Origin of the sequence: Oceanimonas sp. CAM02, from assembly GCF_032842915.1 — a bacterium.
Taxonomy (GTDB): domain Bacteria; phylum Pseudomonadota; class Gammaproteobacteria; order Enterobacterales; family Aeromonadaceae; genus Oceanimonas; species Oceanimonas smirnovii.
In genome coordinates, this window is sequence record NZ_JAWJBK010000029.1 from 329,231 (window position 1) to 354,142 (window position 24,912).

Consider the following 24,912-nt stretch of genomic DNA (forward strand, 5'->3'; position numbering starts at 1 on the left):
CTCGGCTCCCTTTTTTAATGCCCGTAAAACATAGCTTGAAGCCATAAGCTGTCAGCTGTAAGTCAAACAAGTCTACCGCTTCCTGCTTCCCGCTGTTTTCTGTTTGTCATTCTGTCCTTTAAACAGGAATCAAGTATACTGTGCCGGCGTATTAAAGAATCAAACAATTAAAGGAATCTACCGCGTGAATCCTATCGTAAAGACCTTCCAGTACGGTCAGCATACCGTTACTCTTGAAACCGGCGTGATTGCCCGCCAGGCCACCGCCGCTGTCATGGCCAGCATCGACGACACTTCCGTGCTGGTGAGTGTGGTTGGCAAGCGTGAAGCCGACGAAAGCCGCGACTTCTTTCCGCTCACGGTGAACTACCAGGAGCGTACCTACGCCGCCGGCCGTATTCCCGGCAGCTTTTTCAAGCGTGAAGGCCGCCCCACTGAAGGCGAAACACTGACCGCGCGTCTGATTGACCGCCCCATTCGTCCGCTGTTTCCCGAAGGATTCAAAAACGAAGTTCAGGTGATTGCCACCGTGATGTCCGCTAACCCGGAAATTGCCCCGGACATCATTTCCATGCTGGGTACTTCTGCCGCTCTGGCCATTTCCGGTATTCCTTTCGCCGGTCCCATCGGTGCCGCCCGCGTGGGTTACATGAACGGTGAATACGTGCTGAACCCCAGCATCAGCGAGCTGAAAGACAGCCAGCTGGATCTGGTGGTGGCCGGTACTGCCGGTGCCGTGCTGATGGTAGAGTCCGAAGCTTCCGTTCTGCCGGAGGATGTGATGCTGGGTGCCGTTATGTACGGTCACGAGCAACTGCAGACCGCCGTGAACGCCATTAACGAATTTGCTGCCGAAGTGGGCACTCAGCCCTGGGACTGGCAGCCCAAAGCCGAAAACGAAGCGCTCAAGGCCAAAATTGCCGAGCTGGCCTCTGCCGAGCTGGGTGAAGCCTATCGTATCACCGACAAAACCGCCCGTCGTGACGCCATCTCCGACATCAAGGCCAAGGTTCAGGCTGCCATTCTGACCGACACCCCGGAAGCGGAAATCAAGGATATTCAGGAGCTGCTGGGCAAGCTGGAAAAAACCATCGTCCGTGGTCGTGTGGTTCGCGGTGAGCCGCGCATCGACGGCCGTGAGCCCGATATGATCCGCGCCCTGAACGTGGCCACCGGCCTGCTGCCCCGTGCCCATGGCTCTGCCCTGTTTACCCGTGGTGAAACTCAGGCGCTGGTTGCCGCTACCCTGGGCACAGAGCGTGATGCTCAGCTGATTGACGAGCTGACCGGTGAGCGCGCCAACCGCTTTATGCTGCACTATAACTTCCCTCCCTACTGTGTGGGCGAGACCGGCATGGTCGGCAGCCCCAAGCGTCGTGAAATTGGTCATGGCCGTCTGGCCAAGCGCGGCGTTGCCGCCGTGATGCCGAGCCAGGAAGAGTTCCCGTACACAGTGCGTGTGGTGTCCGAGATCACCGAGTCCAACGGCTCTTCCTCCATGGCGTCTGTGTGTGGTACTTCACTGGCCCTGATGGACGCCGGTGTGCCGATCAAGGCGTCGGTGGCCGGTATCGCCATGGGTCTGGTAAAAGAAGAAGAAGGCTTTGTGGTACTGTCCGACATTCTGGGTGATGAAGACCACCTGGGCGACATGGACTTCAAGGTGGCCGGTACCAACGAGGGTGTGACTGCCCTGCAGATGGACATCAAGATCGAAGGCATCACCAAAGAGATCATGGAAGTGGCCCTGAAGCAGGCCCGCAATGCTCGTCTGCACATTCTGAAAGTGATGGATGAAGCCCTGCAGGCCCCCCGTGCCGATATCTCCGACTTTGCCCCGCGCATTCACACCATCAAGATCAACCCCGAGAAGATCCGTGATGTGATTGGCAAGGGCGGCGCTACCATTCGCGCCCTGACCGAAGAAACCGGCACCACCATTGAGCTGGATGACAACGGCATTGTGAAAATTGCCGCCGTTGACGGTGAAGCCGCCAAACTGGCCATTCACCGCATTGAGCAGCTGACCGCCGAAGTGGAAAGCGGCACCATCTATGAAGGTCAGGTGGTGCGTCTGGCCGACTTCGGTGCCTTTGTTAACATTCTGCCCGGCAAGGACGGTCTGGTACACATTTCTCAGATCACCGAAGAGCGGGTGAAAAATGTGTCCGATCACCTGAAAGTGGGTGACAAGGTCAAGGTGAAGGTACTGGAAGTGGACCGTCAGGGTCGCATTCGTCTGTCCATCAAGGAAGCCAACAAGCCGGAAGAGGCAGAAGCCGCGCCTGCCGCCGAGGCAACCGAAGAAGCCAAATCCGACAGCGCCGAATAAGCCTGAGCAATAACACCGAAAGCCGGGGAAATTTTCTCCGGCTTTTTTGTATCTGTTGCCTATGTAAAGCTGCTTGCCAATTGGCAGGCGGCTTTGCACAATGAAACCACTTTCAGCAAAAGGAACCCATTTTCATGGAGCTGGCAGATTACCGACGTGAATACCTGCAGGGCGGTCTGCGCCGCAATGACCTGCCCGACGACCCCCTTGCCTTGTTTGAAACCTGGATGCAGCAGGCCATTGCTGCCGGTGTGCCCGATCCTACCGCCATGGTAGTGGGCACAGTAGACGAGCAGGGACAGCCTTATCAGCGTATTGTGCTGCTCAAGCAGGTGGATGAGCAGGGCTTTGTGTTTTACACCAATATGGGCAGCCGCAAGGCGGCACACCTGAATCAGAATCCGCGTATCAGCCTGCTGTTTCCCTGGCACTCACTGGAGCGTCAGGTGCATGTCACCGGCCGGGTGGAAAAGCTCGCCGCCACCGAGGTAATGAAATATTTCTCCAGCCGGCCCAAAGACAGCCAGATTGGTGCCTGGGTGTCAAAGCAATCATCCCGCATTTCAGCCCGCGGTCTGCTGGAAGCCAAGTTTCTGGAAATGAAGCAGAAGTTTGCCAGCGGTGAAGTGCCACTGCCGAGCTTCTGGGGCGGTTTCAGAGTGAAGTTCGACTCGGTGGAATTCTGGCAGGGCGGAGCCAACCGGTTGCATGACCGCTTTATTTATCAGCGCGAACATGATGGTTGGGTCATTTCCCGCCTGGCACCCTGAATATGTGAGAGGCTGGCATGCTGATCTGCAGAACCGAGCGTCCCGGTGATGGCGACGAGATAGACGAGGTGGTGTTTGCCGCCTTTAACCGCCCTGACGAGGCGGATCTGGTGCTGTCCCTGCGCGAGCAGGGGGCCATTACCGTCAGTCAGGTAGCGGAATACGAGGGGGCCATTATCGGCCACCTGGCCATGAGTCCGGTGCTGGTAAACGGTGAAGACATCGGCTGGCTGGGGCTGGCGCCGGTGAGTGTGTGGCCCGACTGCCAGAATCAGGGGGTGGGCACCGAGATGATCCGCGAAGCCATTCAGGCCGCCAGCGACTTTGACTGGGCCGGCATAGTGGTGCTGGGCAATCCGGCCTATTATCAGCGTTTCGGCTTTCGTCCGGCCAGCGAGCTGGGGCTGAGCTGTCCTTATCCTGATGCCGGCGATGCCTTTATGGCACTGGCCTTAAAGCAGCCTGTACCCACCGGTCTGGTGACCTACCACCCAGCCTTTGAGCAGCTGTAAGAGCTGACAGGTATTTCCTGAGACACTCGAAGCTGGCTGACATAGCTTGCCGGCGAAGTGCAACCGCACTGATGCTTCACATTGTGCCCCTTGCAGGGGCATAATACTCACCAACTTTATGCCCCCGTTGCGAGTTTTTCATGCACAGCCCACTCAACCTGGATATCGAGCACTTTCTGGCCCACGACTGGCAGCGCAAACCGTGTCTGTTCAAGGCCGCCCTGCCGGGCTTTGAAGATCCCTTAAGCCCCGACGAGCTGGCCGGCCTGGCGCTGGAACCCCATATTGAGTCCCGCCGGGTGTGGCGTGAGCAGGAACGCTGGCAGGCGGAAACCGGGCCCTTTGACAGCTACGATCATCTGGGGGAAACCGACTGGACCCTGCTGGTGCAGGCGGTGAACCAGTGGCATCCGGGCGTACAGGACCTGGCCGAGCTGTTCCGGTTTATTCCCGGCTGGCGCTTTGATGATGTGATGGTGAGCTTCTCCACCCCCGGTGGCGGTGTGGGCCCTCATATCGACCAATACGGTGTTTTTATTCTGCAGGGCAGTGGCAGCCGTCGCTGGCGGGTAGGGGAGCGTCAAAGCCTGCGCGAATTTGCAGCCCACGGTGCTCTGCGCCACTGCGATGACTTTGAAGCAGTGATCGACGAAGTGCTGCAGCCCGGCGACATGATTTATATTCCGCCCGGCTGCCCCCACGAGGGCTATGCCGACACACCGGCCATGAACTACTCCATCGGATTTCGTGCCCCCGACGCCAAAGATCTGTTCTCCGGCTTTGCTGATCATCTGCTGGCTCATGTGGATATTACGCCGCGGTTTGATGATGCCGGCATGGCGGCCGCCAGCGCTCATGGCCGTCTCGATAGCAGCGTAATGACGCAGGTAAAAGGCCTGATGCAGGAGCTGCTGAACGACGACGCCCGCCTTAATGACTGGTTTGGCGAAATGATCTCGGAAGCCAGGCATGATCTCGATCTGGAAGTGGCCGAGCCGGCCTACAGTCTGGAAGAACTGGTGCTGCGGCTGGATCATGGTGACCATCTCTACCGCCTGGGTGGGGTGCGCTGTTTCTACCATGAAAGCAGCGAGAACGTCTTTTATCTTGACGGTGACCGTTATCAGCTGGCCGAGCCTGATACTGACGCCATTGCCCTGCTGTGCGATCAGGCTCGCATCTGCGGCCCGGAAGTGGCCTGCCTGAAAGAACCCCGTAATCTGCTCGACTGCCTGCTGCCGCTGGTGAACCAGGGCTACTGGTATTTTGAGGAAGACGAATAATGGCGGTGGAGCTTTACTTCGTGCTGGAATCGCCGGCGCGCCCCGAGAACGTGGGGGCTGCCGCCAGGGCCATGAAGACAATGGGCTTTGAGCGCATGCGGGTGATTAACAGCCGGGTGCATGAGCAGGATGAAGCGGGCTGGGTGGCCCACGGTGCGCAGGAGATTCTGGCGCAGGCCGAGCATTTTCCCTCCCTGGCCGAGGGGCTGGCCGACATGGATCTGGTGATTGCCACCACGGCCCGCCGGCGTGGCCGCTATCAGCACTATCTGACGCCCCGTGAGGCGGTGACCCAGATCAATAACAAAGTGGTACACAAGGTCGCCATACTGTTTGGCTGCGAGGAGTCGGGCCTCAGCAACGAGCATCTGGCCCAGGCCGATATCATCAGTTACCTGCCGCTCAAGGTGAGCTATCCGTCACTCAATCTGGGTCAGGCCATCATGCTCTATGCCTGGGAGCTGAGCCAGGGACTGACACCAGAAAGCGCGCAAAAAAACAACGGTCAGACCGAAAGCGCTCAGCTTCGTGTGTTGCAGCAAAAAACAGAGCAATTACTGAGTAAGGTGGGAGTTTCCCAGCAGGAAAAACTGGCTGAATGGGTTAAAGACCGGTTGCCTGTGCTGGAGCAGCGCGATCTGAACCTGCTGCACCTGCTCTGCAAGGACCTTGAGCGGGCCCTCAAACCCGGGGAGCCAGGTTGACAAGTCCGCAGCCACAGGGTATTGCTATGCCATTCGTTGTTACAGGTTGTATGTCATGCTGCACTCCATCCGCACCACCACCATTATTATTACCGGCACCACCATGAGTGGCACCGGGGCGGGCTGATGCGCTGACGACAAACAAAATTTGAATCGAAAAGCCCGTGTCCCCATCAGATACGGGCTTTTTTAGTTTTACACAGGGAGTAATGAATGCGAGTCCTGAAATTTGGCGGTACATCGCTGGCGAATGCCGAGCGGTTCGATACCGTGGCCGATATCGTGGTCAACAATCAGCGCCAGTCCCAGGTGGCACTGGTGTTGTCGGCCCCGGCCAAGGTGACCAATCATCTGGTGGCCGTGGTGGAGCAGACCATTCGCGGCCTGGAAGCGGCCCCGGTACTGAAAGACATAGAGCAGATCTTTCACGGCATTATCGACGGACTCAAGAGCAAGTACGCCGGTCTGGATGACGCTGCTCTCAAGATAACCGTAGAGCGGGAGCTGAACCAGCTGACCCGGCTGCTGCAGGGTGTCAGCCTGCTACAACAGTGCCCCGACAATATTCAGGCCCGCATTCTCAGCCGGGGCGAAGCCCTGTCCATCGCCACCATGAGCGAGCTGTTGCGCACCCGCGGTGAGCAGGTGGAAGTGATAGTGCCGCAGGACATGCTGCTGGGTGAAGGCAGTGTGCTGGAAGCGCAGGTTAATATTGAAGTCTCCCGTCAGCGGTTTATCGACAAGGGCCTGCGCAGCGACTGCGTCTACCTGATGCCGGGCTTTACCGCCGGTAACGAAAAGGGCGAGACCGTTATTCTCGGCCGTAACGGCTCCGATTATTCCGCCGCCGTGCTGGCTGCCTGTGTGGGTGCCGAGTGCTGCGAGATCTGGACCGACGTGGACGGCGTGTATAACTGCGATCCGCGCCTGGTGCCCGATGCCAAGCTGCTGCGCCAGCTGTCCTACAAGGAAGCCATGGAGCTGTCCTATTTCGGTGCCAAGGTACTGCATCCGAAAACCATCGCGCCCATCGCCCAGTTTCATATTCCCTGTCTTATCAAGAACACCGGCAATCCCCAGGGCGAAGGCTCGCTGATCGGCCCCGAATGCAGCGACGACGATCTGCAGGTAAAAGGTATTTCCGATCTGGCTGGCATGACCATGATCAATATCTCGGGCCCGGGCATGAAGGGCATGGTGGGCATGGCCGGCCGGCTGTTCTCCTGTATTTCCCGCGCCGGTGCCAGCATAGTGCTGATCACCCAGAGCTCCTCGGAATACAGTGTCAGCTTCTGTATTCACACCTTTGACAAGCAAAAGGTACAAAAGGCCATTGCCAACGAATTTGCGCTGGAGTTCAAGAACAAGCTGCTGGAGCCGCTGGATGTCATCGACGATCTGGCCATTATCTCTCTGGTGGGGGATCGCATGCGCACCGTGCGGGGCGTGTCGGCCCGCTTCTTTAACTCCCTGGCCGAGGCTTCCATCAATATCGTGGCCATTGCGCAGGGCTCCAGTGAGCGTTCCATCTCGGCGGTGATTGGTAAAGAGAAGGTCACCGAAGCGATCAAGGCCTGTCACCAGAACTTTTTCTCCAGCCGCCAGTTTATTGATGTATTCCTGGTGGGTTGTGGCGGCGTGGGCGGCGCTTTGCTGGAGCAAATCCGCCGGCAGCAGCCGGTGCTGGAAGCCCAGGACATCGGCATTCGGGTAGTGGGCATTGCCAACTCCCGCAAAATGCTGCTGGACCGCAATGGCATCAGCCTGAACGACTGGCGTGATCAGCTGGAGCAGGCTCAGGACAGCTTCAGCCTGGAGCGGGTCACCCGGCTGGTGGAAGACAGCCATCTGATTAACCCGGTACTGGTAGATTGCACCACCAGTGACGTTATTGCCGATCAGTATGCCGACTTTTTATCCGCCGGCTTCCATGTGGTTACTCCCAACAAAAAGGCCAACACCGCCAGCCTGGACTACTACCGCGAGCTGCGTCGCTCGGCCCGCTCCACCCGCCGCAAATTTCTGTATGAAACCAACGTGGGCGCAGGCCTGCCGGTGATTGAAAACCTGCAGAACCTGATCCGCGCCGGTGACCAGCTCAAGGCCTTTGGCGGCATTCTCTCCGGCTCCCTGTCTTACATCTTTGGCAAACTGGACGACGGCATGAGCTTTGCCGAAGCCACTCGTATTGCCCGGGAAAATGGCTTTACCGAGCCGGACCCACGGGATGACCTGAACGGCATGGACGTGGCCCGCAAGCTGCTGATCCTGGCCCGGGAAGCGGGCATGGAGCTGGATCTCGACGATATCGAGGTAGAGCAGGCGCTGCCGCCGGGGTTTGATGCCAGCGGCGATATCGAGACCTTTATGGCCCGTCTGCCACAAGCCGATGCCTGGTTTGCCGAGAAAACCGCCGAAGCGGGCGAGGGCAAAGTACTGCGCTATGTGGGTGCCATTGAGGACGGTAAATGCAAGGTTGTGATCAAGGCCGTGGACGGGGATGATCCCCTGTTCAAGGTGAAAGACGGCGAAAACGCGCTGGCGTTTTATACCCAGTATTACCAGCCCATTCCGCTGGTACTGCGCGGCTATGGTGCCGGTGCCGATGTAACCGCAGCCGGCGTGTTTGCCGACTTGCTGCGCACCCATAACTGGAAGCAGGAGATTTAAATGAGTGTTGTAGCCTATGCGCCGGCCTCTACCGCCAATGTCAGTGTGGGGTTTGATGTGTTGGGGGCCGCACTGGCCCCCCTCGACGGCTCTCTGCTGGGAGACAGAGTGCTGGTAGAAAATGCCAGCGGCGAATTCCAGCTCACCAACGCCGGCCCCTATGCCCACAAGCTGCCGGACGACCATACCCAGAACATCGTTTACGATTGCTGGCTGGCCTATGAAAAGGCGCTCGACAAAAAGGGCCTGGCGCGCAAGCCGCTGACCATGACCCTGGAAAAGAACCTGCCGGTGGGCTCGGGGCTGGGCTCCAGTGCCACCAGCATTGTTGCCGCCTTTGTGGCGCTGAATGCCTTTTATGACCACGCCATGAGCGAGCATGAGCTGATGCTGCTGATGGGCGAGCTGGAAGGCCAGATTTCCGGTTCCATCCACTACGACAACGTGGCCCCCTGTCATTTGGGGGGCATGCAGCTGGTGCTGGACGAAGCCGGCGTGGTCAGCCAGACCCTGCCCTCGTTCGATGAATGGTACTGGGTGGTGTGCTACCCGGGCATTGCCGTGTCTACCTCTGCCGCCCGGGAAATTCTGCCGGCCCAGTATCGTCGTCAGGACTGCCTGGAATACGGCCGCCGGCTGGCGGGTTTTGTGCACGCCAGCCATACCGGCCAGGAAAAACTGGCCGCCGCCATGTTGAAAGACGTGATTGCCGAGCCCTACCGCGCCCAGCTGATCCCGGGCTTTAATGCAGTGCGTGAGCATGCTGCCGCTATGGGCGCATTGGCCACTGGCATTTCCGGCAGTGGTCCCACCGTGTTTACGGTGATGAAGGATCTGCATCAGGCAGAGAAACTGCAGGCCTGGCTGGCCGACCACTTTATTCAGAATCAGGATGGCTTTTGCCACATTTGCAAACTCGACGCCGAAGGCGCACGAGTCACAGGAACCAGACTATGAAGTTGTACAACATCAAGGATAATGCAGAAACCATCAATTTTGCCGGGGCCGTCAAACAGGGCCTGGGCCGCGGCCAGGGCCTGTTCTTTCCGGAGCAGTTAAGCCCGCTGGCCAATGTGGATGCCTTGCTGGAGCAGCCATTGGTGCCGCGCTCCGTGGCCATTCTGCAGCATCTTATCGGTGACGAGATCCCACAAGACACCCTGACCGCCATGGTGGAGCAGGCCTTTACCTTCCCGGCACCGCTGGTGAAGGTGGACGATCACACCTACGCCCTGGAGCTGTTCCACGGCCCGACCCTGGCGTTCAAGGACTTCGGCGGCCGTTTTATGGCCCAGTGCCTGGCCACTTTGCGCAGCGACGGCAAGATCACCATTCTGACTGCCACCTCCGGCGACACCGGTGCCGCCGTGGCGCATGCTTTCTATGGTCTGCCCAATATCGACGTGGTTATTCTGTATCCCGAGGGCAAAATCAGCCCGTTGCAGGAAAAGCTGTTCACTACGCTTGGGGACAACATTCGCACCTTTGCGGTACAGGGCGACTTCGACGCCTGTCAGGCGCTGGTGAAGCAGGCTTTTGACGATGAAGAGCTGAAGGCCGCCGTGGGTCTGAACTCCGCCAACTCCATTAACATCAGCCGGCTGCTGGCCCAGGTGTGCTACTACTTTGAAGCCGTGGCCGAGCTGCCCGCCGAGCAACGCCACAAGGCGGTGATTTCCGTGCCGTCCGGCAACTTCGGCAACCTGACTGCCGGACTCATCGCCAAGGCCATCGGCCTGCCGGTGAAGCGCTTTGTGGCCGCCACCAACGCCAACGATACGGTGCCGCGCTATCTGCAAAGCGGGGACTGGGCACCCAACGCCACTGTGGCTACTTTGTCTAACGCCATGGACGTCAGTCGTCCCAACAACTGGCCGCGAGTGGAAGAGCTGTGCCGGGTTAAGGGCTGGGAGCTGTCTGATATCGCCTCCGGCATGCTCAACGACGAGCAGACCGAAGATGCGCTCAAACGTCTGTTTGCACAGGGTTACCTGTGCGAGCCCCACGGTGCCATCGCCTGGGATCTGCTTAACAAGGAGCGGGGCAAGGACGAAGTGGGCATTTTCCTGTGTACTGCCCATCCGGCCAAGTTCAAGGAAAGTGTTGACCGTATTCTGGAGCAGGATGTTGAACTGCCGGGACCACTGGCCAAGCATAATGCCATGGAATCGCTGTCCGAGACCATTCCGGCCGATTTCACCGCCCTGAAAGCGAAAATGATGGGCTGAGGCCAACACCTTTAATCTGTAAAAATGCCGGGCAAGCCCGGCATTTTTTTGCCATTCCCTAATCCCCATTCCCTATTCCCCTTATTTTTTGTAAGCGATCTCTCAAAGCAGTCTGGGAAAAGGCGCTTTTGATATATGGTTTTAGCTGTATCTTTTTATAAGTATATGAATTTTAATGCTTTTAATTTTAAGGTTGAAATCTGAGCAGTCAGGTTCGTGCCTGGCCTGCATTGCTCCCGGAACTGGGTAAGGTATAGTTATTTCCAGAAGGAACACAGTGCTGGCAGGCAAGCCGGCAGCCAGGAACGGCAAAGGACAAGGTCCGGGAAGACCAAGGGGACAGGCAAGGGAACGCCAAGGGATACCTTCAGGACGAAGCGGTTGGTTGCAGGAGCGCAGCCATTCATGGAAGAGCCAGGGACAAGCCCGACGGAGCGGGAAAGGGGAAGACCCGGAGCGGTCAGGTCAGGGAATGCAGGGAGCAACTCAGGTTCAGGAAGGAGCCGACGACACCAAAAGGGGCAGCCACTGGCTGCCCCTTTTCTATGACGCTCACATGGCCGGCGGCTGAATATCCAGCTCGTCCACAAAGCGCTCTACCGTCAGCTCCGCCTGTTTGATCTCATCAAACAGGGCAATATGACAGATGGCATCGCCTTCATTCACCAGCGGCATGGTCAGGCTGCCAATCACAATACCGCTGCGCGGAGCCACAATAAGACACTGCTCGGCTCCCAAAGGAGCGCTGATAGTCCCCAGAATATCCCCCTTGCGAATACGATCTCCCAGCCGTACCTTGAGGTGCAGCAGGCCGTCGTGCTCGGCCCGTATCCAGGTACTGCTACGGGCAATAATGGCCTCGCTGGCAGACTTGACCGTGCTGCTTTTCAGCATACCCAGGCCACGCATCACGCGAATCACGCCGCGCACGCCCGCCTTGATGGGCAAAGGGTCAAAGCGCAGTGCCTCACCGGCCTCATAGAGGATCACCGGCACCCCCTGAGCTTCTGCCACTGCCCTGAGTGAGCCATCGCGAATGCTGGCATCAAGAATAATGGGTGCACCAAAATTTTCTGCCATTTGCCGGGTTACCGGGCAGTCTAGCTGAGCCCGTATCTGTGGCAGATTGGCCCTGTGAATGGCCCCCGTGTGCAAGTCGATAATATGACTGCATTTGCTGACAATTTCATTGACAAAAAAGTGCGCCACCCGGGCCCCCAGTGAGCCTTTTTCCGAGCCGGGAAAACAGCGATTCAGATCGCGCCGATCCGGCAGATAGCGTGATTTGTGAATAAAACCAAATACGTTGACCACAGGCACGGCCACCAGAGTGCCTTTCAGCCGGGCCGGATTGATTTTCGCCAGCACCTGATTGACTACCTCAATACCGTTCAGTTCATCACCGTGAATGGCGGCACACAGCAACAACACCGGCCCCGGCTGCTTGCCGTTCACTACTTCCACCGGTACTGTCAGTGGCGACTGGGTATAAAGCTGGGCCAGCGCCAGCTGCATGGTCCGGCGCTGGCCTGCCGGCACTGACTGACCCGCCAGTTCAAAGTGATGGCTCATCAGCCTCGCTCCCGGCTGCGGGTTTTGCGGTGCAGATTTTTCTCAATATGCTCTACAATCAGCTCGGCCACATCTTTCCCGGTTGCCTTTTCAATGCCTTCCAGACCGGGAGAAGAGTTTACTTCCATCACCAGAGGGCCACGGCTGGATCGCAACAAGTCTACTCCGGCTACTTGCAGTCCCATGGCCTTGGCCGATGCTACCGCAGTTTTGCGTTCTTCGGGCGTAATACGCACCAGCCGGGCTTCCCCGCCTCTGTGCAGGTTGGAGCGAAATTCACCTTCCTGAGCCTGACGCTTCATGGCTGCAATGACTTTGTCGCCCAGCACAAAGCAGCGAATATCGGCACCACCGGCTTCTTCAATAAATTCCTGCACCATGATATTGGCCTTGAGGCCCATAAAAGCTTCCAGCACGCTTTCTGCCGCCTTGCGGGTTTCTGCCAGCACCACACCAATACCCTGAGTGCCTTCCAGCAGTTTAATGACCAGAGGGGCACCGCCCACCATCTTGATAAGGTCGGGCACATCATCGGGTTTGCAGGCAAAGCCGGTGATTGGCATGCCTACGCCATGGCCCGACAGCACCTGCAGTGAACGCAGCTTGTCCCGGGAGCGGCTGATGGCGGCCGAATGATTGAGCGAATAGCAGCCCATCATTTCAAACTGGCGCAGCACAGCGGTGCCATAAAAGGTCACAGAGGCACCAATACGGGGAATGATGGCGTCAAACTGATCCAGATCCTGCCCTTTATAATGAATGGATGGCTTGTTATCGTTAATGTTCATATAACAGCGCAACACGTCGATCACAGTGACCTCGTGGCCGCGGGCCTCGGCGGCCTCACGCAGTCGGCGAGTGGAATATAAAGACGGATTACGGGACAGAATGGCAATTTTCATGGGTAGCGCGGTTCTCTTGACGTGATGTGCCTGACGGCGAAATTCGGCTCACTATCTACGCCAATGCAGCCTTGCATTCCAGCAAGAAAATCCGCAGTTCAGACACAAAAAATTTGTTTGCTTTGCCCGGCACCAGGCACAAGAGCAATTTCAGCGGTCAGTCATTGTCGCAGAGCAGATTGCCGGCCCTGCCACCATGAACCATACTCTAGTCCTAATTGTTTGATATTCCCAAAAAATATTCATAAAGCGGTGCGCCGCGAGCAAAATAATGAGGAGGAGCCATGAGTTCCGATGCGAACAAAAGCAAGCAGTCATTGCAGGCCGGAAAACAGCAGTTTCATTATTTTTCCATTACTCCCTCACTGTCTCAGTTACCCAAGTCCCTTAAGGTACTGACCGAAAACCTGCTGCGTTATGGCGGTGACAGCCTGGCCGGCGATCTGCAGGCCATGGAGGACTGGCTGAAACAGGGCCGCTGCGAGCATGAAATCGCCTTTCGTCCGGTGCGGGTGCTGATGCAGGACTTTACCGGCGTGCCGGCGGTGGTGGATCTGGCGGCCATGCGCGAAGCGGTGAAGCGGCTGGGAGGAAAGGTAGAAAAGGTAAATCCTCAGTCGGCGGTAGATCTGGTAATAGATCATTCGGTGATGGTGGACGAGTTCGCGACTCCTGAGGCCTTTGCCGCCAACGTAGACATGGAAATGGCTCGTAACGGCGAGCGTTACGCCTTTTTGCGCTGGGGCCAGCAAACCTTTGATAATTTCAGAGTGGTGCCGCCCGGCACCGGCATCTGTCATCAGGTTAACCTGGAATATCTGGGCCAGACGGTATGGCAGCAAAAAACAGACGACGGTACCCTGGCCTGCCCGGATACGCTGGTGGGTACCGACTCCCACACCACCATGATCAACGCCCTTGGCGTATTGGGCTGGGGCGTGGGTGGCATTGAAGCTGAAGCTGCCATGCTGGGTCAGCCGGTGTCCATGCGCATTCCCGAGGTGGTGGGCTTTAAACTCACCGGTGCCCTGCGGGAAGGCATTACTGCCACGGATCTGGTATTAACCGTCACCGAAATGCTGCGTAACCACGGCGTGGTAGGCAAGTTTGTGGAATTTTACGGTGACGGTCTGGCCAGCCTGCCGCTGGCAGACAGAGCCACCATTGCCAATATGGCCCCGGAATACGGTGCCACCTGCGGCTTTTTCCCGGTAGACGAAGAAACCCTGCGCTATCTGCGCCTAACCGGCAGGGACGAAGACCATATCGAACTGGTTGAGGCGTACACCAAGGCGCAGGGCCTGTGGCGCAACCCGGGTGATGAGCCGGTCTTTACCGACACCCTTGAACTCGACATGGGCAAGGTAGAAGCCTGTCTGGCCGGTCCCAAGCGGCCTCAGGACAGAGTGGCCCTGGAGCAAGTGCCGGACGCCTTTACTCTGGCCCATGAGCAGACCGTCAGCCAGCAGGCCGAAAGCCGGCTGGAAGGTGAGGGCGGCCAGACCGCAGTAGGCTATGAGCAGGCGCAGCAGGGCACCGCCTTTACCCTGAACGGCAACACCCATCACCTGCGCGACGGTGCTGTGGTGATTGCAGCCATTACCTCCTGTACCAACACCTCCAACCCCAGTGTGCTGATGGCCGCCGGCCTGATGGCCAAAGCGGCGGTAGCAAAAGGCCTCACCCGGGCACCCTGGGTGAAAAGCTCACTGGCACCGGGCTCAAAGGTGGTTACCGACTATCTCAAGGCCGCCGGCATGATGCCGGCGCTGGAGCAGCTGGGCTTTCATCTGGTGGGTTATGGCTGCACCACCTGTATCGGCAACTCGGGGCCGCTGCCCGAGCCTATTGAAGCGGCCATTCGCCAGGACGATATCACAGTGGCGTCTGTACTGTCGGGCAACCGCAACTTTGAGGGACGCATTCACCCGCTGGTGAAAACCAACTGGCTGGCGTCACCGCCTCTGGTGGTGGCTTATGCCCTGGCGGGCAACATGAAGGTGGATCTGACCAAAGACCCGCTCGGGCAAGACAAAAACGGCAAGCCGGTTTACCTGAAAGACATATGGCCGTCACAACAGCAAGTGGCCGAGGCGGTGGCCAAGGTGAAAACCGAGATGTTCAGCAAGGAGTATGCCGCCGTGTTTGACGGCGACGAACGCTGGCAGGCCATTAAGGTAACCGGCAGTGCCACCTTTGACTGGCAGCAGGACTCTTCCTACATTCGTCATCCGCCGTTCTTCAGCGAGATGCAGGCCGAGCCCGAAGCGGTCACCGACATTGAGTCGGCCCGGGTGCTGGCACTGCTGGGGGACTCGGTGACCACGGATCACATTTCGCCGGCGGGCAGCATCAAGGCCGACAGCCCGGCGGGCCAGTACCTGCAGTCACTGGGCATAGCGCGCAAGGACTTCAACTCCTACGGCTCCCGGCGGGGCAACCATGAGGTGATGATGCGGGGCACCTTTGCCAATATCCGTATTCGCAACCTGATGCTGGACGGTGTGGAAGGCGGCGAAACCCGGCATTACCCCAGTGGTGAGCAGCTGTCCATTTATGATGCTGCCATGCGTTATCAGGACGAAGGCGTGCCGCTGGTGGTGGTGGCCGGCAAGGAGTATGGCACCGGCTCCAGCCGGGACTGGGCTGCCAAGGGCACCCGGCTGCTGGGTGTGCGCGCCGTGCTGGCCCGCTCTTATGAGCGGATTCACCGCTCCAACCTGATCGGCATGGGAGTATTGCCGCTGGAGTTTACCGGCAACGACCATGCTGAAAGCCTGGGCCTGACCGGCGAAGAGCAATTGTCCATTCGTGGCCTGAGCCAGCTTGAGCCCGGTTGTACACTGACGGTGGCTATTACCGGTGCCGATGGCAAGGAGCGGGAAATAGAGGCGCTGTGCCGTATCGATACGCAGGACGAAATGACCTACTATCGCCACGGCGGCATACTGCATTATGTGATCCGCAATATGCTGTAGGCCCCAATTTATTGGGGCAATGGTGTCGCGTGTTTGCTGATTTGCCCGGCTGAAGCCGGGCCTACATCAAGTTAGTTCAGTTTTCCAGCGTGGCCAGAATAACCTGATCCGGGCTGAAGCAGGCGGTGGCGCGCTCGCCTTCAGCGGGCAATGGCTCGTTAACGGGGCGCAGGGCGCAGATGTCGCCGCCCTGATCCAGAGTGAGTATTACTTCATTAAACCGGTCACCGGCAATCACCTGCTGCACTACACCCGACAGGCTGTTACTGCTGTGCACCGGATCCCTTTCAATGCTGACCCAGGGCGCCTTGATCAGCGCCAGCACCTCCTTGCCCGGCGCCAGCCCCAGACGCTGGCAACTGCGCTCGGTAACATCGGCCAGAATATGTGCACCGCCATTCAGCGTCAGGCTCACTTGATGGCTGAGGTCGTCTCGTCCCACCGACTGCACATAAGCAAAAAACTGGTTGCGGGCACTGGTTTGCAGGCCAAAGCGGGACACCACCGCCAGCAGGCTGTCGAGAGACGCATTTTCATCCTGCAGGGCATCCACCGCCATGCGTTCAATGCGGTTCAGCAGTCCGTAGATTTTCAGAACACGGTTGCCATAATCGGTTAACCGGGCACCGCCGCCGCCCTTGCCGCCGGCCTCACTGGTTACCAGAGGCTGATCTGCCAGCTCGTTCATCTCTTTAACTGCATCCCAGGCGGTTTTATAGCTGATGCCAGCCGCTTTGGCCCCTTTGCTGATAGAGCCTTCCCGCTGAATTTCTTCCAGCAGGCGTACTCGTCTTGGAGTAATAAACAGGCGGCCCTGCTGTTGCAGGCTCAGCAATATATCCAGTTCCACGGTGCTCCTCGTGTTGTTCGGCTGACGAGTGGCCATGATACTCCAATACCGTTGTATTTTTGCTTATATAGCGATACATTTATATCGCTGTATAACAAATTACATAACCCTGAAGGACCAAACCTTATGTCAACGCTTCGTACCGCATCTGTGCTGATGTGCGCCCTGGGCGCGTCCATGCCGGCTCTGGCCGATGAAATCAAGGTAGCGGTGGCCGCCAACTTTCTCGATGCCATTACCACCCTGGGAGAGCAGTTTGAGCAAACGTCCGGTCACAAGGTGCTGATCTCGTCTGGCTCTACCGGCAAGCTGTATGCCCAGATCCAGAACGAAGCGCCCTTTGATGTGTTTTTTGCCGCCGACGACAAGCGTCCCGAGCTGCTGGAGCAGGAGAACGCCATTGTGCCCGGCTCGCGCTTTACCTATGCCATGGGCACCCTGGTGCTGTGGAGCCCCGATGACAAGCTGATCGATAATGATCTGACGGTGCTGAAAAACGGTGATTTCAGGTTTCTGGCGGTGGCCAACCCGGTGACCGCCCCTTATGGACGCGCCGCGCAGCAAGTGCTCACCGGTATGGGGCTGTGGCAAGACTTCAGCAAAAAAATGGTACGGGGCGAAAACATCGGTCAGACCTACCAGTATGTCTACAGCCGCAATGCCGATCTGGGCTTTGTGGCCAAGTCTCAGGTATTCAGCCAGGGCGAATATGCCAACGGCTCCTGGTGGGAAGTGCCGGCAGAGCTGTATTCACCCATAGTACAGCAGGCAGTACAGCTGACCGACTCTGCCGCGGCCACCGAGCTGCTGGAGTTTGTGCGTTCCGAACAAGGCCTCAAGGTGATCCACGCCTACGGCTACGGCACCGAAGCGGCCAACTGAGATGCTGGCCCCTCAGGATATGGCAGCGTTGACGCTGACGCTGCGGCTGGCAGGCGTCACTGTGCTGGTGTTGCTGGCGCTGGGCACGCCGCTGGCCTGGTGGCTGAGCCAGACCCAAAGCCGGCTGAAAACCGCCATTGAGGCGGTGGTGGCACTGCCGCTGGTATTGCCGCCCACCGTGCTGGGGTTTTATCTGTTGTTATCACTCGGCCCCCATGGAGTGATTGGCGGTTTGTCCAAAGTCATGGGGGGCAGCAGTCTGGCCTTTACCTTTACCGGCCTGGTGATTGGCTCGGCGTTTTATTCACTGCCCTTTGTGGTGCAGCCGCTGCAGGGGGCTTTTGAGTCGTTGGGGCGGCGACCGCTGGAAGTGGCCGCCACCCTGGGTGCTTCGCCGCTCAATCGGTTTGTGACCGTGGCCATGCCGCTGGCCCGCCGTGGGTTTCTTACCGCCATTGTGCTGGGTTTTGCCCACACTCTGGGGGAATTTGGCGTGGTGCTGATGCTGGGGGGCAATATTCCCGGTGCCACTCAGGTCATTTCCATCGCCATTTATGATCATGTGGAAATGCTGCAATACAGCCAGGCGCATTTGCTGTCGGGGCTGCTGCTGGTGCTGTCATTCAGTATTCTGATGGCGGTATATATGCTTAATCGTCGCTTTTCGGTGGTACACCCATGATCAAGGCGCAGTTTCAGCTTATGCGGCCAGGGTTTCGCCTGGATGCCGCCTTTGCACAGCCGGCCACTGGCGTGACTGCGCTGTTTGGCCCTTCTGGCTGCGGCAAAACCACGCTGCTGCGCTGCCTTGCCGGGCTGGAAAAAGCCGAGGGCGAGCTGTGGCTGGGGGAGCAGTGCATACAGCAAGGCAGGCGGTCGGTGCCGGTGCATCAGCGTCGTTTTGGCTATGTGTTTCAGGAGGCCAGCCTGTTTGCCCATCTGTCGGTGCGCAACAATCTGGCTTATGGCTGGCGGCGTTTACCCAAGGGACAGCCGCGACCGGACTTTGATGAAGTGGTGGGCTGGCTGGGACTAGAGCACTTGCTTGACCAGAGTGCCGCCTCGCTTTCTGGCGGTCAGCGTCAGCGGGTGGCCATTGGCCGGGCTTTGCTGACGGCACCGCGCTTGCTGCTGCTCGATGAGCCGCTGTCGGCGCTGGATACGCAGGCCAAGCGGGAGATACTGCCCTGGATTGAAGGTCTGGCAGAGCGCGCCGGTGTGCCGGTATTTTATGTCACTCATGCGCCGGAAGAGGTGGAGCGACTGGCTGACAGGGTGATTTTTATGCAGGACGGACGCACCACCCGCATGGAGTCATTGCAGCAGGCCATGGCACGGCCCGATTCACCGCTGTTTGTGGAGCAGGGCGCGGCCAGCATGATTGACGGCCATCTGAACGACGAGCTGGCCGATGGCCGTACGCCTTTTGTGTTCAACGATCAGACCCTGTGGCTGGTGCATGCACGCAAGCCCGGCGGCAAGGGGGCCAGAGTCAGGGTGCTGGCGTCGGATGTGAGCCTGGCGCTGGCGCCGGTAGCAGGTATTTCGGTGCTGAACCAGTTGCCGGTGACTTTGCGGGCACTGCACAGTGTGCAAGAGGGCAGGGTACTGGCCGACTGTGAGCTGAACGGCGGCAAGCGGCTGCTGGCCGAGGTATCTGCCTGGTCGGCAAATCAGCTGGGGCTGCATCAGGGCATGAGATGTTATGCCCTGATAAAAGCCGTGGCGCTGGTGAACTGATCTTAAGCGCTCTTGCGCACTACGCCGTCGGCGGTGCCGATCAGCAGCACATCGGCACCGCGCTCTGCAAACAGGCCGTTGGTGACCACACCCACAATGCCATTGATGCGGGTTTCGAGTTCACGGGGCGCGGTAATGCGCAGACCATGCACATCCAGAATATGGTTGCCGTTATCGGTTACTACGCCTTGCCGGTAAACCGGGGTGCCCCCGAGACGGGCGAGTTCCCGGGCCACATATTCCCGGGCCATGGGGATCACTTCCACCGGCAGGGGGAATGTTCCCAGCACGTCCACGGTTTTGGTGCCGTCCACAATGCATACGAACTTGCCGGCCACAGCGGCCACAATTTTTTCCCGGGTCAGGGCCGCACCGCCGCCCTTGATCATGGCCATGGAGCCGTCGATTTCATCGGCACCATCCACATAGACGTCGAGCCCGCTGATGTCGTTGAGATCAAATACCGGAATGCCCAGATCTTTCAGGCGCAGGGTGGAAGCCTCTGAGCTGGAAACGGCACCCTTGATTTGATCCTTGATAGAGCCGAGGGCATCGATAAAGTGATTTACGGTAGAGCCGGTGCCCACACCAACAATGCTGCCCGGGGTTACGAACTCGAGTGCCGCCCAGCCGGCGGCTTTTTTCATTTCGTCTTGTGTCATGGCTGTGCTGTTCTCCTGCATAAGTGGCGCGCATTATAGCAAAGCCGGCCCCTGAGAACACCGCAGCCGGGTTACCTCCTTCGACATGCTTCAAGCACATCCATGTGTCGCTCGGCAAATGCCATCCATGGCATTTGACGGTCGAATACGGTAATCCCGCCTGCGGTGCCTTGGTTAAGGAGGCCTAGAGCCTCACCAGCGCCAGTGCCGGCCTGGAGTCAGCAGCTCGGGCAGGGGCACGTCCCAGTGGTCGACAGGAATGGCGGGCAACTGCTGGCAGTCGTGGGCCAGGCCCACCGGGCGCGGGCCTGTGCCCTGATGCCAGCCGGCCAGGGTGCGGTCATAAAAACCGCCGCCCATGCCAATGCGGTTGCCGGCAGCGTCAAAGGCCACCAGGGGGGTGTAAATCACATCAAGCTGCTGCTTGGGCAACAGCAGGCGAATATCGAGGCGGGGCTCGGGAATGCCAAAGCGATTGGCGATCAGCTGAGCGTCCGGATCGTAACGCAAAAACATCAGATGCCCGGGGCTGAAGTGATGCAGCACCGGCAGGTACACCTGAGCGCCCTGAGACCAGTACCAGTTGATTAAAGGATGAGGATCGAGCTCACCGTCATTGGCCAGATACAGCGCCACCTTGCCGGCCTGTGCCAGGTGTGGCGTGGCGGCAACTCTGTCTTTGATGGCATGAGCAGCAGCTTGTTGTTCGGTACGGCTCAGTCGGCGGCGGGCTTCCCGAATCTGCTGGCGAATATGGTGGCGTTCAGTCACTGGCTCACTCCAATATATCAACGGTTCCAGGGGCTATTTTTAAGATGAAGATACAGGGTTTCCACCTGAGTGCGGGCCCAGGGCGTGCGGCGCAAAAATTTCAGGCTCGACTTGATGCTGGGATCGTTTTTAAAACAGTTGATATTGACCCGGCGGGCCAGCTCGTCCCAGCCGTATTTTTCTACCAGCTCTGTCAGCAGGTGTTCAAGGGTAATGCCGTGCAGGGGGTTGTTGGGTTGTTGGTTCATGGCCGCGGCCCTGTTGAGAAACATAAACAAAAAGACCGGCAAGCCGGTCTTTTTAAATAGGGTCCCAGGGTGCCGTTGCGAGTGTTAGTCCTTGAACCCGTCGGTTCAAGGCGGAACTCCGGTATCCGCCGCAGGCGTCTCGGTCGGGCCGAGCATGCTCAATAGCGAATAACACGGCGTTCCTGTGCTGTTGATATCGGCTCAGGGACACCACTCACTGACGCACACCCCAGGGAAAACAAATTGTACGGACCTCAGCCAACCTTACTGGCCAGTGCCTCTTCAATAGTATGCTGAAGCATCTTGATGCGTTTGTCCATGGCGTCAGCATATTGGTGGTTTTTGTCTTTTTCAAGCTCAAGCTCGTGGCAGACATTCAGTGCCAGCATAATGGCAATTTGTTCATTGGATGCCGGCTTGCCGCTTTCACGGAATTTGCGAATACGCTCGTTGAGCATATCAGCTGCCCGGTGCAGTGAATCTTCCTGCCCGGCAGGACAGGCCACCTTATAAGGGCGCCCGAGAATAACGATGTCGATTGCCGCTGTGGTCATGTGGTCCTCAGGTGGCTTGCAATGAGCAAAATAATGTCCCGCGAATATATAGTGGCACACCAGAACTTTCAAGGGGTTGCTGGTCTGCATCCGGTGACGGTGCTAGGATCTGCATTAATTCTAGTACTTATGGTCGAGTAAACAATGAACAATAGCGCCCGCCTTAATTATGATGCCTTTACCACTCTGCTAGAGCAGCACAATATGGTGGTGACCGCCGCCGAAGTGCATGGCGTCATTTGCGGCCTTATCGGGGGAGGCATGGCACGGGACGATGTGCGCTGGCAACAGCATTTCAACGACCTGCTCAATGACGGCTTCGGCCTGCCCGCCGAGCTGAAAAAAGCCGTTAACCTGCTGTTTAACCGGGTTTATGATGATCTGCTTGATCAAACCCGCTTTGAACTGCTGCTGCCCGACGATGAAGAGCCGCTGGATGATCGCCTTGATGCCATGATGGAATGGGCCGGTGCCTTTCTGGCCGGTTTTGGCGTGGTGCAGCAGGAGCTGAACAAGGCTTCTGCCGAACTGCAGGAAATGATCCAGGATATCAGCAGCATTACTCAGGTATCCGGCGAGTTTGAACAGGAAGATGAAGAAAGCGAGGCGGCTTTTGTGGTTCTGTATGAGCACCTCAAGCTGGGCGCTACGCTGGCCTTTGAAGAGTTTGGCAAAGGCAGCCCCAAGCCAGAGCAACCCACACTGCACTGATTTGTTCAATATGGCACACCCATGACTCATTATGATGTAGTAATCAATGGTGCCGGCATGGCCGGTGCTGTGCTGGCGTTAAGCCTGTCCGGGCTGCGCCGGCCCGATGGCCGCCGGCTCGATATTGCAATAGTTGAGGCACAGGTGCCTGACCATGGGCAGCATCCCGGCTTTGATGCCCGCAGCATAGCGCTGGCCTGGCACAGCTGTGAGCAGCTCGACCGGCTGGGGATCTGGCCGGCACTGGCACCCCTTGTTACTCCCATTACTCAGGTTCAGGTCTCCGATCAGGGGCATATTGGCCGGGTTGAAATGAACGCGGCCGAATATGGCGTGCCGGCCCTGGGCAATGTGCTAGAACTTCATCTGGCTGGCCGGGAGCTGCATCGCCGTCTGGCAGAGTGCGACAATATACGGCTGTTTTGTCCCGATCAAATTGCAGACATTGAGCAGCAACTGCATCAGGTGATGGTAAAGCTGGACTCGGGCACAACACTGACGGCGGCTTTACTGGTGGCTGCCGATGGCAGCCGCTCTCCCGTCAGCCGGCAGCTTGGGCTGCCCCGGCAGCAGCTGGATTATGGCCAGAGCGCCATTATTACCAATATTGTCACTGGCATACCCCATGCCGGCCGGGCTTTTGAGCGTTTTACACCTCAGGGGCCGCTGGCGCTGCTGCCCATGAGTGAAGGCCGCAGCTCGCTGGTGTGGTGTGTGACGCCAGCGCGGGCAGAAACATTAATGGCAATGGACGATACCGGCTTTCTGGCAGCACTGCAGCGGGAATTCGGCTACCGGCTGGGCAAAATGCAGCGCTGTGGTGAACGCTTTCGTTATCCGCTGGTGTTGGACCAGGTGTGTAAACCCTGGCATCACAGGGTAGTGTTACTGGGTAATGCGGCACACTTGCTGCATCCTATTGCCGGCCAGGGCTTTAATCTGGGGCTCAGGGATGTGGCAGCACTCACCCGGCACATTCAGGCGGCGCTGCTGGCTGAACAGGATATTGGCAGCCACAAGGTGCTCAGTGGTTATGGCCGCTCGCGGCAGCCGGATCAGAGTGGCATTGTTGGCCTGACCACGGCGCTGGCACTGCTGTTTTCCAATGATAACTCGGCGCTGGCAGCCGGGCGAAATCTGGGGCTGTCGGTAATGGCGGCCTGCGCGCCGCTGAAGAGTCAACTGGCCTGGCGGGCCATGGGCAAGAGGTAAGCAATGCAAGCAGCAGATGTGATTATTATTGGCGGCGGCATGGTGGGGCTGACCCTGGCACTGGCACTGAAGCCCAGCGGCCTGAAAGTGGCCGTGGTGGAAGGCAAGGTACCGGACGATACCTTTAATGAGGTGGCCGACAACCGGGTCAGTGCCATCAACCTGGCCTCTCAGACTTTGCTGGAGCGGCTGAATGCCTGGCCTGCGCACAGCAACCGGCTGGGGCTCTACACCAGCATGGAAGTATGGGAAGCCCAGAGCCGTGGGCGCATAGGCTTTTCTGCCGGGCTGATGCACCAGTCTCACTTGGGTCATATCGTGGAAAACCGGCTGCTGCAGCACCATCTGCTGGAGCAGGCGCGGCAATGTCCGCACATCAGTCTGCACATGCCGGCCCGGGCGGCGAGCGTGTCGGCCAGTGACAGCGGTGCTTTTGTGCTGCTGGATAACGGCACTCCCATTACCGGCCGGCTACTGGTGGGTGCCGATGGTGCCCGCTCCTGGCTGCGCGGCCAGATGCAGCCGGGCATGGTTGAATGGGACTACGACCACAATGCGCTGGTGGCCACCATCGAAACCGATGAGCCCCATGAGCAGTGTGCCCGTCAGATATTCAGCGGCAATAATATTATCGCCTTTTTGCCCCTGGCCGGTGCGCACCGCTGCTCACTGGTCTGGTCCTGTACGCCGGAACGGGCTCAGGAACTGCTGGCACTCAGTGACGACGACTTTAACAAGCAACTGGCCACTGCCTTTGATCTGCGCATGGGCCTGTGCCGGGTGCTGGGGCCGCGCATGGCTGTTCCGCTCAGGGCCCGCTACAGCCAGCAGTTCTGTGGTACACGCTGGGCACTGATTGGCGATGCGGCTCACACCATACATCCGCTGGCAGGGCAGGGAGTAAACCTGGGCCTTCAGGATGCTGCCGCCCTGGCTGATACCCTGATGACCCGCCATGCCGAAGGTCAGGATATTGGCGAGCTGGCGGGGCTGCGTCGTTTTGAACGCTGGCGCAAGGCCGAAGCCACCACCATGCTGGCAGGCATGGAAGGGCTCAAGCGGCTGTTTGGCAGTGAGCTGGGGCCGGTTAAAGGACTGCGTGCGTTTGGACTTGGGCTGACTGACCGGCTGACTCCGCTCAAGCGCCGGCTGGCCGCTCATGCCCTGGGCGTGGGTGGCTTGCAGCCGGCCTTGTCGCGCCTTCATGAAAATGAATGAGAAAAACTAATGCGATCAGGTTTTGTGATTAGTTTTTTTAAGTAATGCGAAAGAGGCTGAAAAGCCTCTTTTTTTCGCTTGTACTGAAATGAGCGCATATTATCGCAGTATTG

At 58.3% G+C, this 24,912-nt stretch carries 22 protein-coding genes and 1 other RNA gene; 15 read left to right on the plus strand and 8 right to left on the minus strand.

Annotated features, from left to right (window positions below; genetic code table 11):
• Positions 1 to 184: 184 nt before the first annotated feature.
• The 8 genes from pnp to thrC all read left to right on the plus strand — a co-directional run bounded on the left by pnp (position 185) and on the right by thrC (position 10,499).
• Entirely contained in the window at positions 185 to 2,332 is a 2,148-nt protein-coding gene (pnp, locus tag R0I78_RS10785; protein ID WP_410506579.1) for a polyribonucleotide nucleotidyltransferase, read from the plus strand.
• Between the two features lie 134 nt (positions 2,333 to 2,466).
• Positions 2,467 to 3,102 (plus strand): pyridoxamine 5'-phosphate oxidase, encoded by a 636-nt coding sequence (gene pdxH, locus R0I78_RS10790; RefSeq protein ID WP_317075306.1) that lies wholly within the window; start codon positions 2,467 to 2,469, stop codon positions 3,100 to 3,102.
• 17 nt (positions 3,103 to 3,119) lie between these two features.
• Positions 3,120 to 3,614, plus strand: coding sequence for an N-acetyltransferase (locus tag R0I78_RS10795; protein WP_317075307.1), 495 nt, complete (start codon positions 3,120 to 3,122; stop codon positions 3,612 to 3,614).
• A 140-nt stretch (positions 3,615 to 3,754) separates the two neighbouring features.
• Entirely contained in the window at positions 3,755 to 4,897 is a 1,143-nt protein-coding gene (locus tag R0I78_RS10800) for a cupin domain-containing protein (protein WP_317075308.1), read from the plus strand.
• A gap of 5 nt (positions 4,898 to 4,902) precedes the next feature.
• A complete protein-coding gene (locus tag R0I78_RS10805) occupies positions 4,903 to 5,601 on the plus strand; it encodes a tRNA/rRNA methyltransferase (RefSeq protein WP_026344902.1) in 699 nt (232 codons plus the stop codon).
• Positions 5,602 to 5,814: 213 nt separating this feature from the next.
• Positions 5,815 to 8,271, plus strand: a complete 2,457-nt coding sequence (gene thrA, locus R0I78_RS10810; protein WP_317075309.1) for a bifunctional aspartate kinase/homoserine dehydrogenase I — start codon at positions 5,815 to 5,817, stop codon at positions 8,269 to 8,271.
• Positions 8,272 to 9,228, plus strand: a complete 957-nt coding sequence (gene thrB / locus R0I78_RS10815) for a homoserine kinase (protein ID WP_317075310.1) — start codon at positions 8,272 to 8,274, stop codon at positions 9,226 to 9,228.
• Positions 9,225 to 10,499: a threonine synthase gene (gene thrC / locus R0I78_RS10820; RefSeq protein ID WP_317075311.1), complete on the plus strand. Its 1,275-nt coding sequence runs from the start codon at positions 9,225 to 9,227 to the stop codon at positions 10,497 to 10,499. The genes thrB and thrC overlap by 4 nt, the downstream gene beginning before the upstream one ends.
• Before the next feature lie 552 nt (positions 10,500 to 11,051).
• Here thrC and R0I78_RS10825 read toward each other — a convergent pair.
• The gene (locus R0I78_RS10825; RefSeq protein WP_019935565.1) at positions 11,052 to 12,071 is read right to left on the minus strand and encodes a succinylglutamate desuccinylase/aspartoacylase family protein; all 1,020 of its coding nucleotides are present in this window, start codon (positions 12,069 to 12,071) and stop codon (positions 11,052 to 11,054) included.
• Positions 12,071 to 12,973, minus strand: coding sequence for a 30S ribosomal protein S6--L-glutamate ligase (gene rimK / locus R0I78_RS10830; protein ID WP_019935566.1), 903 nt, complete (start codon positions 12,971 to 12,973; stop codon positions 12,071 to 12,073). The genes R0I78_RS10825 and rimK overlap by 1 nt, the downstream gene beginning before the upstream one ends.
• 284 nt (positions 12,974 to 13,257) lie before the next feature.
• Between rimK and acnA the strand changes: the two genes are divergently transcribed.
• On the plus strand, positions 13,258 to 15,951 hold the full coding sequence (gene acnA, locus R0I78_RS10835) for an aconitate hydratase AcnA (RefSeq protein ID WP_317075312.1): 2,694 nt from the start codon (positions 13,258 to 13,260) through the stop codon (positions 15,949 to 15,951).
• 76 nt (positions 15,952 to 16,027) lie between these two features.
• On the opposite strand, the gene R0I78_RS10840 is transcribed toward acnA, so the two are convergent.
• On the minus strand, positions 16,028 to 16,801 hold the full coding sequence (locus R0I78_RS10840; protein WP_317075313.1) for a TOBE domain-containing protein: 774 nt from the start codon (positions 16,799 to 16,801) through the stop codon (positions 16,028 to 16,030).
• Between the two features lie 126 nt (positions 16,802 to 16,927).
• Here R0I78_RS10840 and modA point away from each other — a divergent pair, with 126 nt between their 5' ends.
• The 3 genes from modA to modC are packed head-to-tail and all read left to right on the plus strand — an operon-like array spanning position 16,928 to position 19,423.
• On the plus strand, positions 16,928 to 17,683 hold the full coding sequence (modA, locus tag R0I78_RS10845; protein WP_317075314.1) for a molybdate ABC transporter substrate-binding protein: 756 nt from the start codon (positions 16,928 to 16,930) through the stop codon (positions 17,681 to 17,683).
• A 1-nt stretch (position 17,684) separates the two neighbouring features.
• The gene (gene modB, locus R0I78_RS10850; protein WP_317075315.1) at positions 17,685 to 18,365 is read left to right on the plus strand and encodes a molybdate ABC transporter permease subunit; all 681 of its coding nucleotides are present in this window, start codon (positions 17,685 to 17,687) and stop codon (positions 18,363 to 18,365) included.
• Positions 18,362 to 19,423 (plus strand): molybdenum ABC transporter ATP-binding protein, encoded by a 1,062-nt coding sequence (gene modC, locus R0I78_RS10855; protein ID WP_317075316.1) that lies wholly within the window; start codon positions 18,362 to 18,364, stop codon positions 19,421 to 19,423. Before modB ends, modC begins: the two co-directional genes overlap by 4 nt.
• Positions 19,424 to 19,425: 2 nt before the next feature.
• On the opposite strand, the gene rpiA is transcribed toward modC, so the two are convergent.
• The 5 genes from rpiA to R0I78_RS10880 form a co-directional block, all read right to left on the minus strand.
• Positions 19,426 to 20,085 (minus strand): ribose-5-phosphate isomerase RpiA, encoded by a 660-nt coding sequence (gene rpiA / locus R0I78_RS10860; protein WP_317075317.1) that lies wholly within the window; start codon positions 20,083 to 20,085, stop codon positions 19,426 to 19,428.
• 192 nt (positions 20,086 to 20,277) lie between these two features.
• The gene (locus R0I78_RS10865; protein ID WP_019935573.1) at positions 20,278 to 20,856 is read right to left on the minus strand and encodes a 5-formyltetrahydrofolate cyclo-ligase; all 579 of its coding nucleotides are present in this window, start codon (positions 20,854 to 20,856) and stop codon (positions 20,278 to 20,280) included.
• 17 nt (positions 20,857 to 20,873) lie between these two features.
• A complete protein-coding gene (locus R0I78_RS10870; protein ID WP_317075318.1) occupies positions 20,874 to 21,104 on the minus strand; it encodes a VF530 family protein in 231 nt (76 codons plus the stop codon).
• 57 nt (positions 21,105 to 21,161) lie between these two features.
• Positions 21,162 to 21,343, minus strand: a non-coding RNA gene (gene ssrS / locus R0I78_RS10875) — 6S RNA.
• Positions 21,344 to 21,358: 15 nt separating this feature from the next.
• Positions 21,359 to 21,658, minus strand: a complete 300-nt coding sequence (locus R0I78_RS10880) for a cell division protein ZapA (protein WP_019935575.1) — start codon at positions 21,656 to 21,658, stop codon at positions 21,359 to 21,361.
• A gap of 144 nt (positions 21,659 to 21,802) precedes the next feature.
• Here R0I78_RS10880 and R0I78_RS10885 point away from each other — a divergent pair, with 144 nt between their 5' ends.
• From R0I78_RS10885 to R0I78_RS10895, 3 genes are read left to right on the plus strand one after another with little or no spacing between them, the layout of a single operon-like run.
• The gene (locus R0I78_RS10885) at positions 21,803 to 22,369 is read left to right on the plus strand and encodes a UPF0149 family protein (RefSeq protein WP_019935576.1); all 567 of its coding nucleotides are present in this window, start codon (positions 21,803 to 21,805) and stop codon (positions 22,367 to 22,369) included.
• 21 nt (positions 22,370 to 22,390) lie between these two features.
• Complete coding sequence (gene ubiH, locus R0I78_RS10890) at positions 22,391 to 23,581, plus strand: 2-octaprenyl-6-methoxyphenyl hydroxylase (protein ID WP_317075319.1); 1,191 nt, start codon at positions 22,391 to 22,393, stop codon at positions 23,579 to 23,581.
• A gap of 3 nt (positions 23,582 to 23,584) precedes the next feature.
• Positions 23,585 to 24,799 carry an FAD-dependent monooxygenase gene (locus R0I78_RS10895; RefSeq protein ID WP_317075320.1) on the plus strand — a complete coding sequence of 405 codons (1,215 nt, stop codon included), beginning with the start codon at positions 23,585 to 23,587 and terminating at the stop codon, positions 24,797 to 24,799.
• Positions 24,800 to 24,912 lie beyond the last annotated feature (113 nt).

What these genes read in the sequence shown, in the direction of transcription:
- R0I78_RS10800 (WP_317075308.1), top strand. Translation starts at nt 3,755, where the DNA reads ATGCACAGCCCACTCAACCTGGATATCGAGCACTTTCTGGCCCACGAC.
- rpiA (WP_317075317.1), bottom strand. Translation starts at nt 20,085, where the DNA reads ATGACACAAGACGAAATGAAAAAAGCCGCCGGCTGGGCGGCACTCGAG.
- R0I78_RS10895 (WP_317075320.1), top strand. Translation starts at nt 23,585, where the DNA reads ATGCAAGCAGCAGATGTGATTATTATTGGCGGCGGCATGGTGGGGCTG.
- modC (WP_317075316.1), top strand. Translation starts at nt 18,362, where the DNA reads ATGATCAAGGCGCAGTTTCAGCTTATGCGGCCAGGGTTTCGCCTGGAT.
- thrA (WP_317075309.1), top strand. Translation starts at nt 5,815, where the DNA reads ATGCGAGTCCTGAAATTTGGCGGTACATCGCTGGCGAATGCCGAGCGG.
- R0I78_RS10885 (WP_019935576.1), top strand. Translation starts at nt 21,803, where the DNA reads ATGAACAATAGCGCCCGCCTTAATTATGATGCCTTTACCACTCTGCTA.
- R0I78_RS10795 (WP_317075307.1), top strand. Translation starts at nt 3,120, where the DNA reads ATGCTGATCTGCAGAACCGAGCGTCCCGGTGATGGCGACGAGATAGAC.
- ubiH (WP_317075319.1), top strand. Translation starts at nt 22,391, where the DNA reads ATGACTCATTATGATGTAGTAATCAATGGTGCCGGCATGGCCGGTGCT.
- R0I78_RS10825 (WP_019935565.1), bottom strand. Translation starts at nt 12,071, where the DNA reads ATGAGCCATCACTTTGAACTGGCGGGTCAGTCAGTGCCGGCAGGCCAG.
- thrB (WP_317075310.1), top strand. Translation starts at nt 8,272, where the DNA reads ATGAGTGTTGTAGCCTATGCGCCGGCCTCTACCGCCAATGTCAGTGTG.
- acnA (WP_317075312.1), top strand. Translation starts at nt 13,258, where the DNA reads ATGAGTTCCGATGCGAACAAAAGCAAGCAGTCATTGCAGGCCGGAAAA.
- pdxH (WP_317075306.1), top strand. Translation starts at nt 2,467, where the DNA reads ATGGAGCTGGCAGATTACCGACGTGAATACCTGCAGGGCGGTCTGCGC.
- thrC (WP_317075311.1), top strand. Translation starts at nt 9,225, where the DNA reads ATGAAGTTGTACAACATCAAGGATAATGCAGAAACCATCAATTTTGCC.
- modB (WP_317075315.1), top strand. Translation starts at nt 17,685, where the DNA reads ATGCTGGCCCCTCAGGATATGGCAGCGTTGACGCTGACGCTGCGGCTG.
- R0I78_RS10870 (WP_317075318.1), bottom strand. Translation starts at nt 21,104, where the DNA reads ATGAACCAACAACCCAACAACCCCCTGCACGGCATTACCCTTGAACAC.
- modA (WP_317075314.1), top strand. Translation starts at nt 16,928, where the DNA reads ATGTCAACGCTTCGTACCGCATCTGTGCTGATGTGCGCCCTGGGCGCG.
- rimK (WP_019935566.1), bottom strand. Translation starts at nt 12,973, where the DNA reads ATGAAAATTGCCATTCTGTCCCGTAATCCGTCTTTATATTCCACTCGC.
- R0I78_RS10880 (WP_019935575.1), bottom strand. Translation starts at nt 21,658, where the DNA reads ATGACCACAGCGGCAATCGACATCGTTATTCTCGGGCGCCCTTATAAG.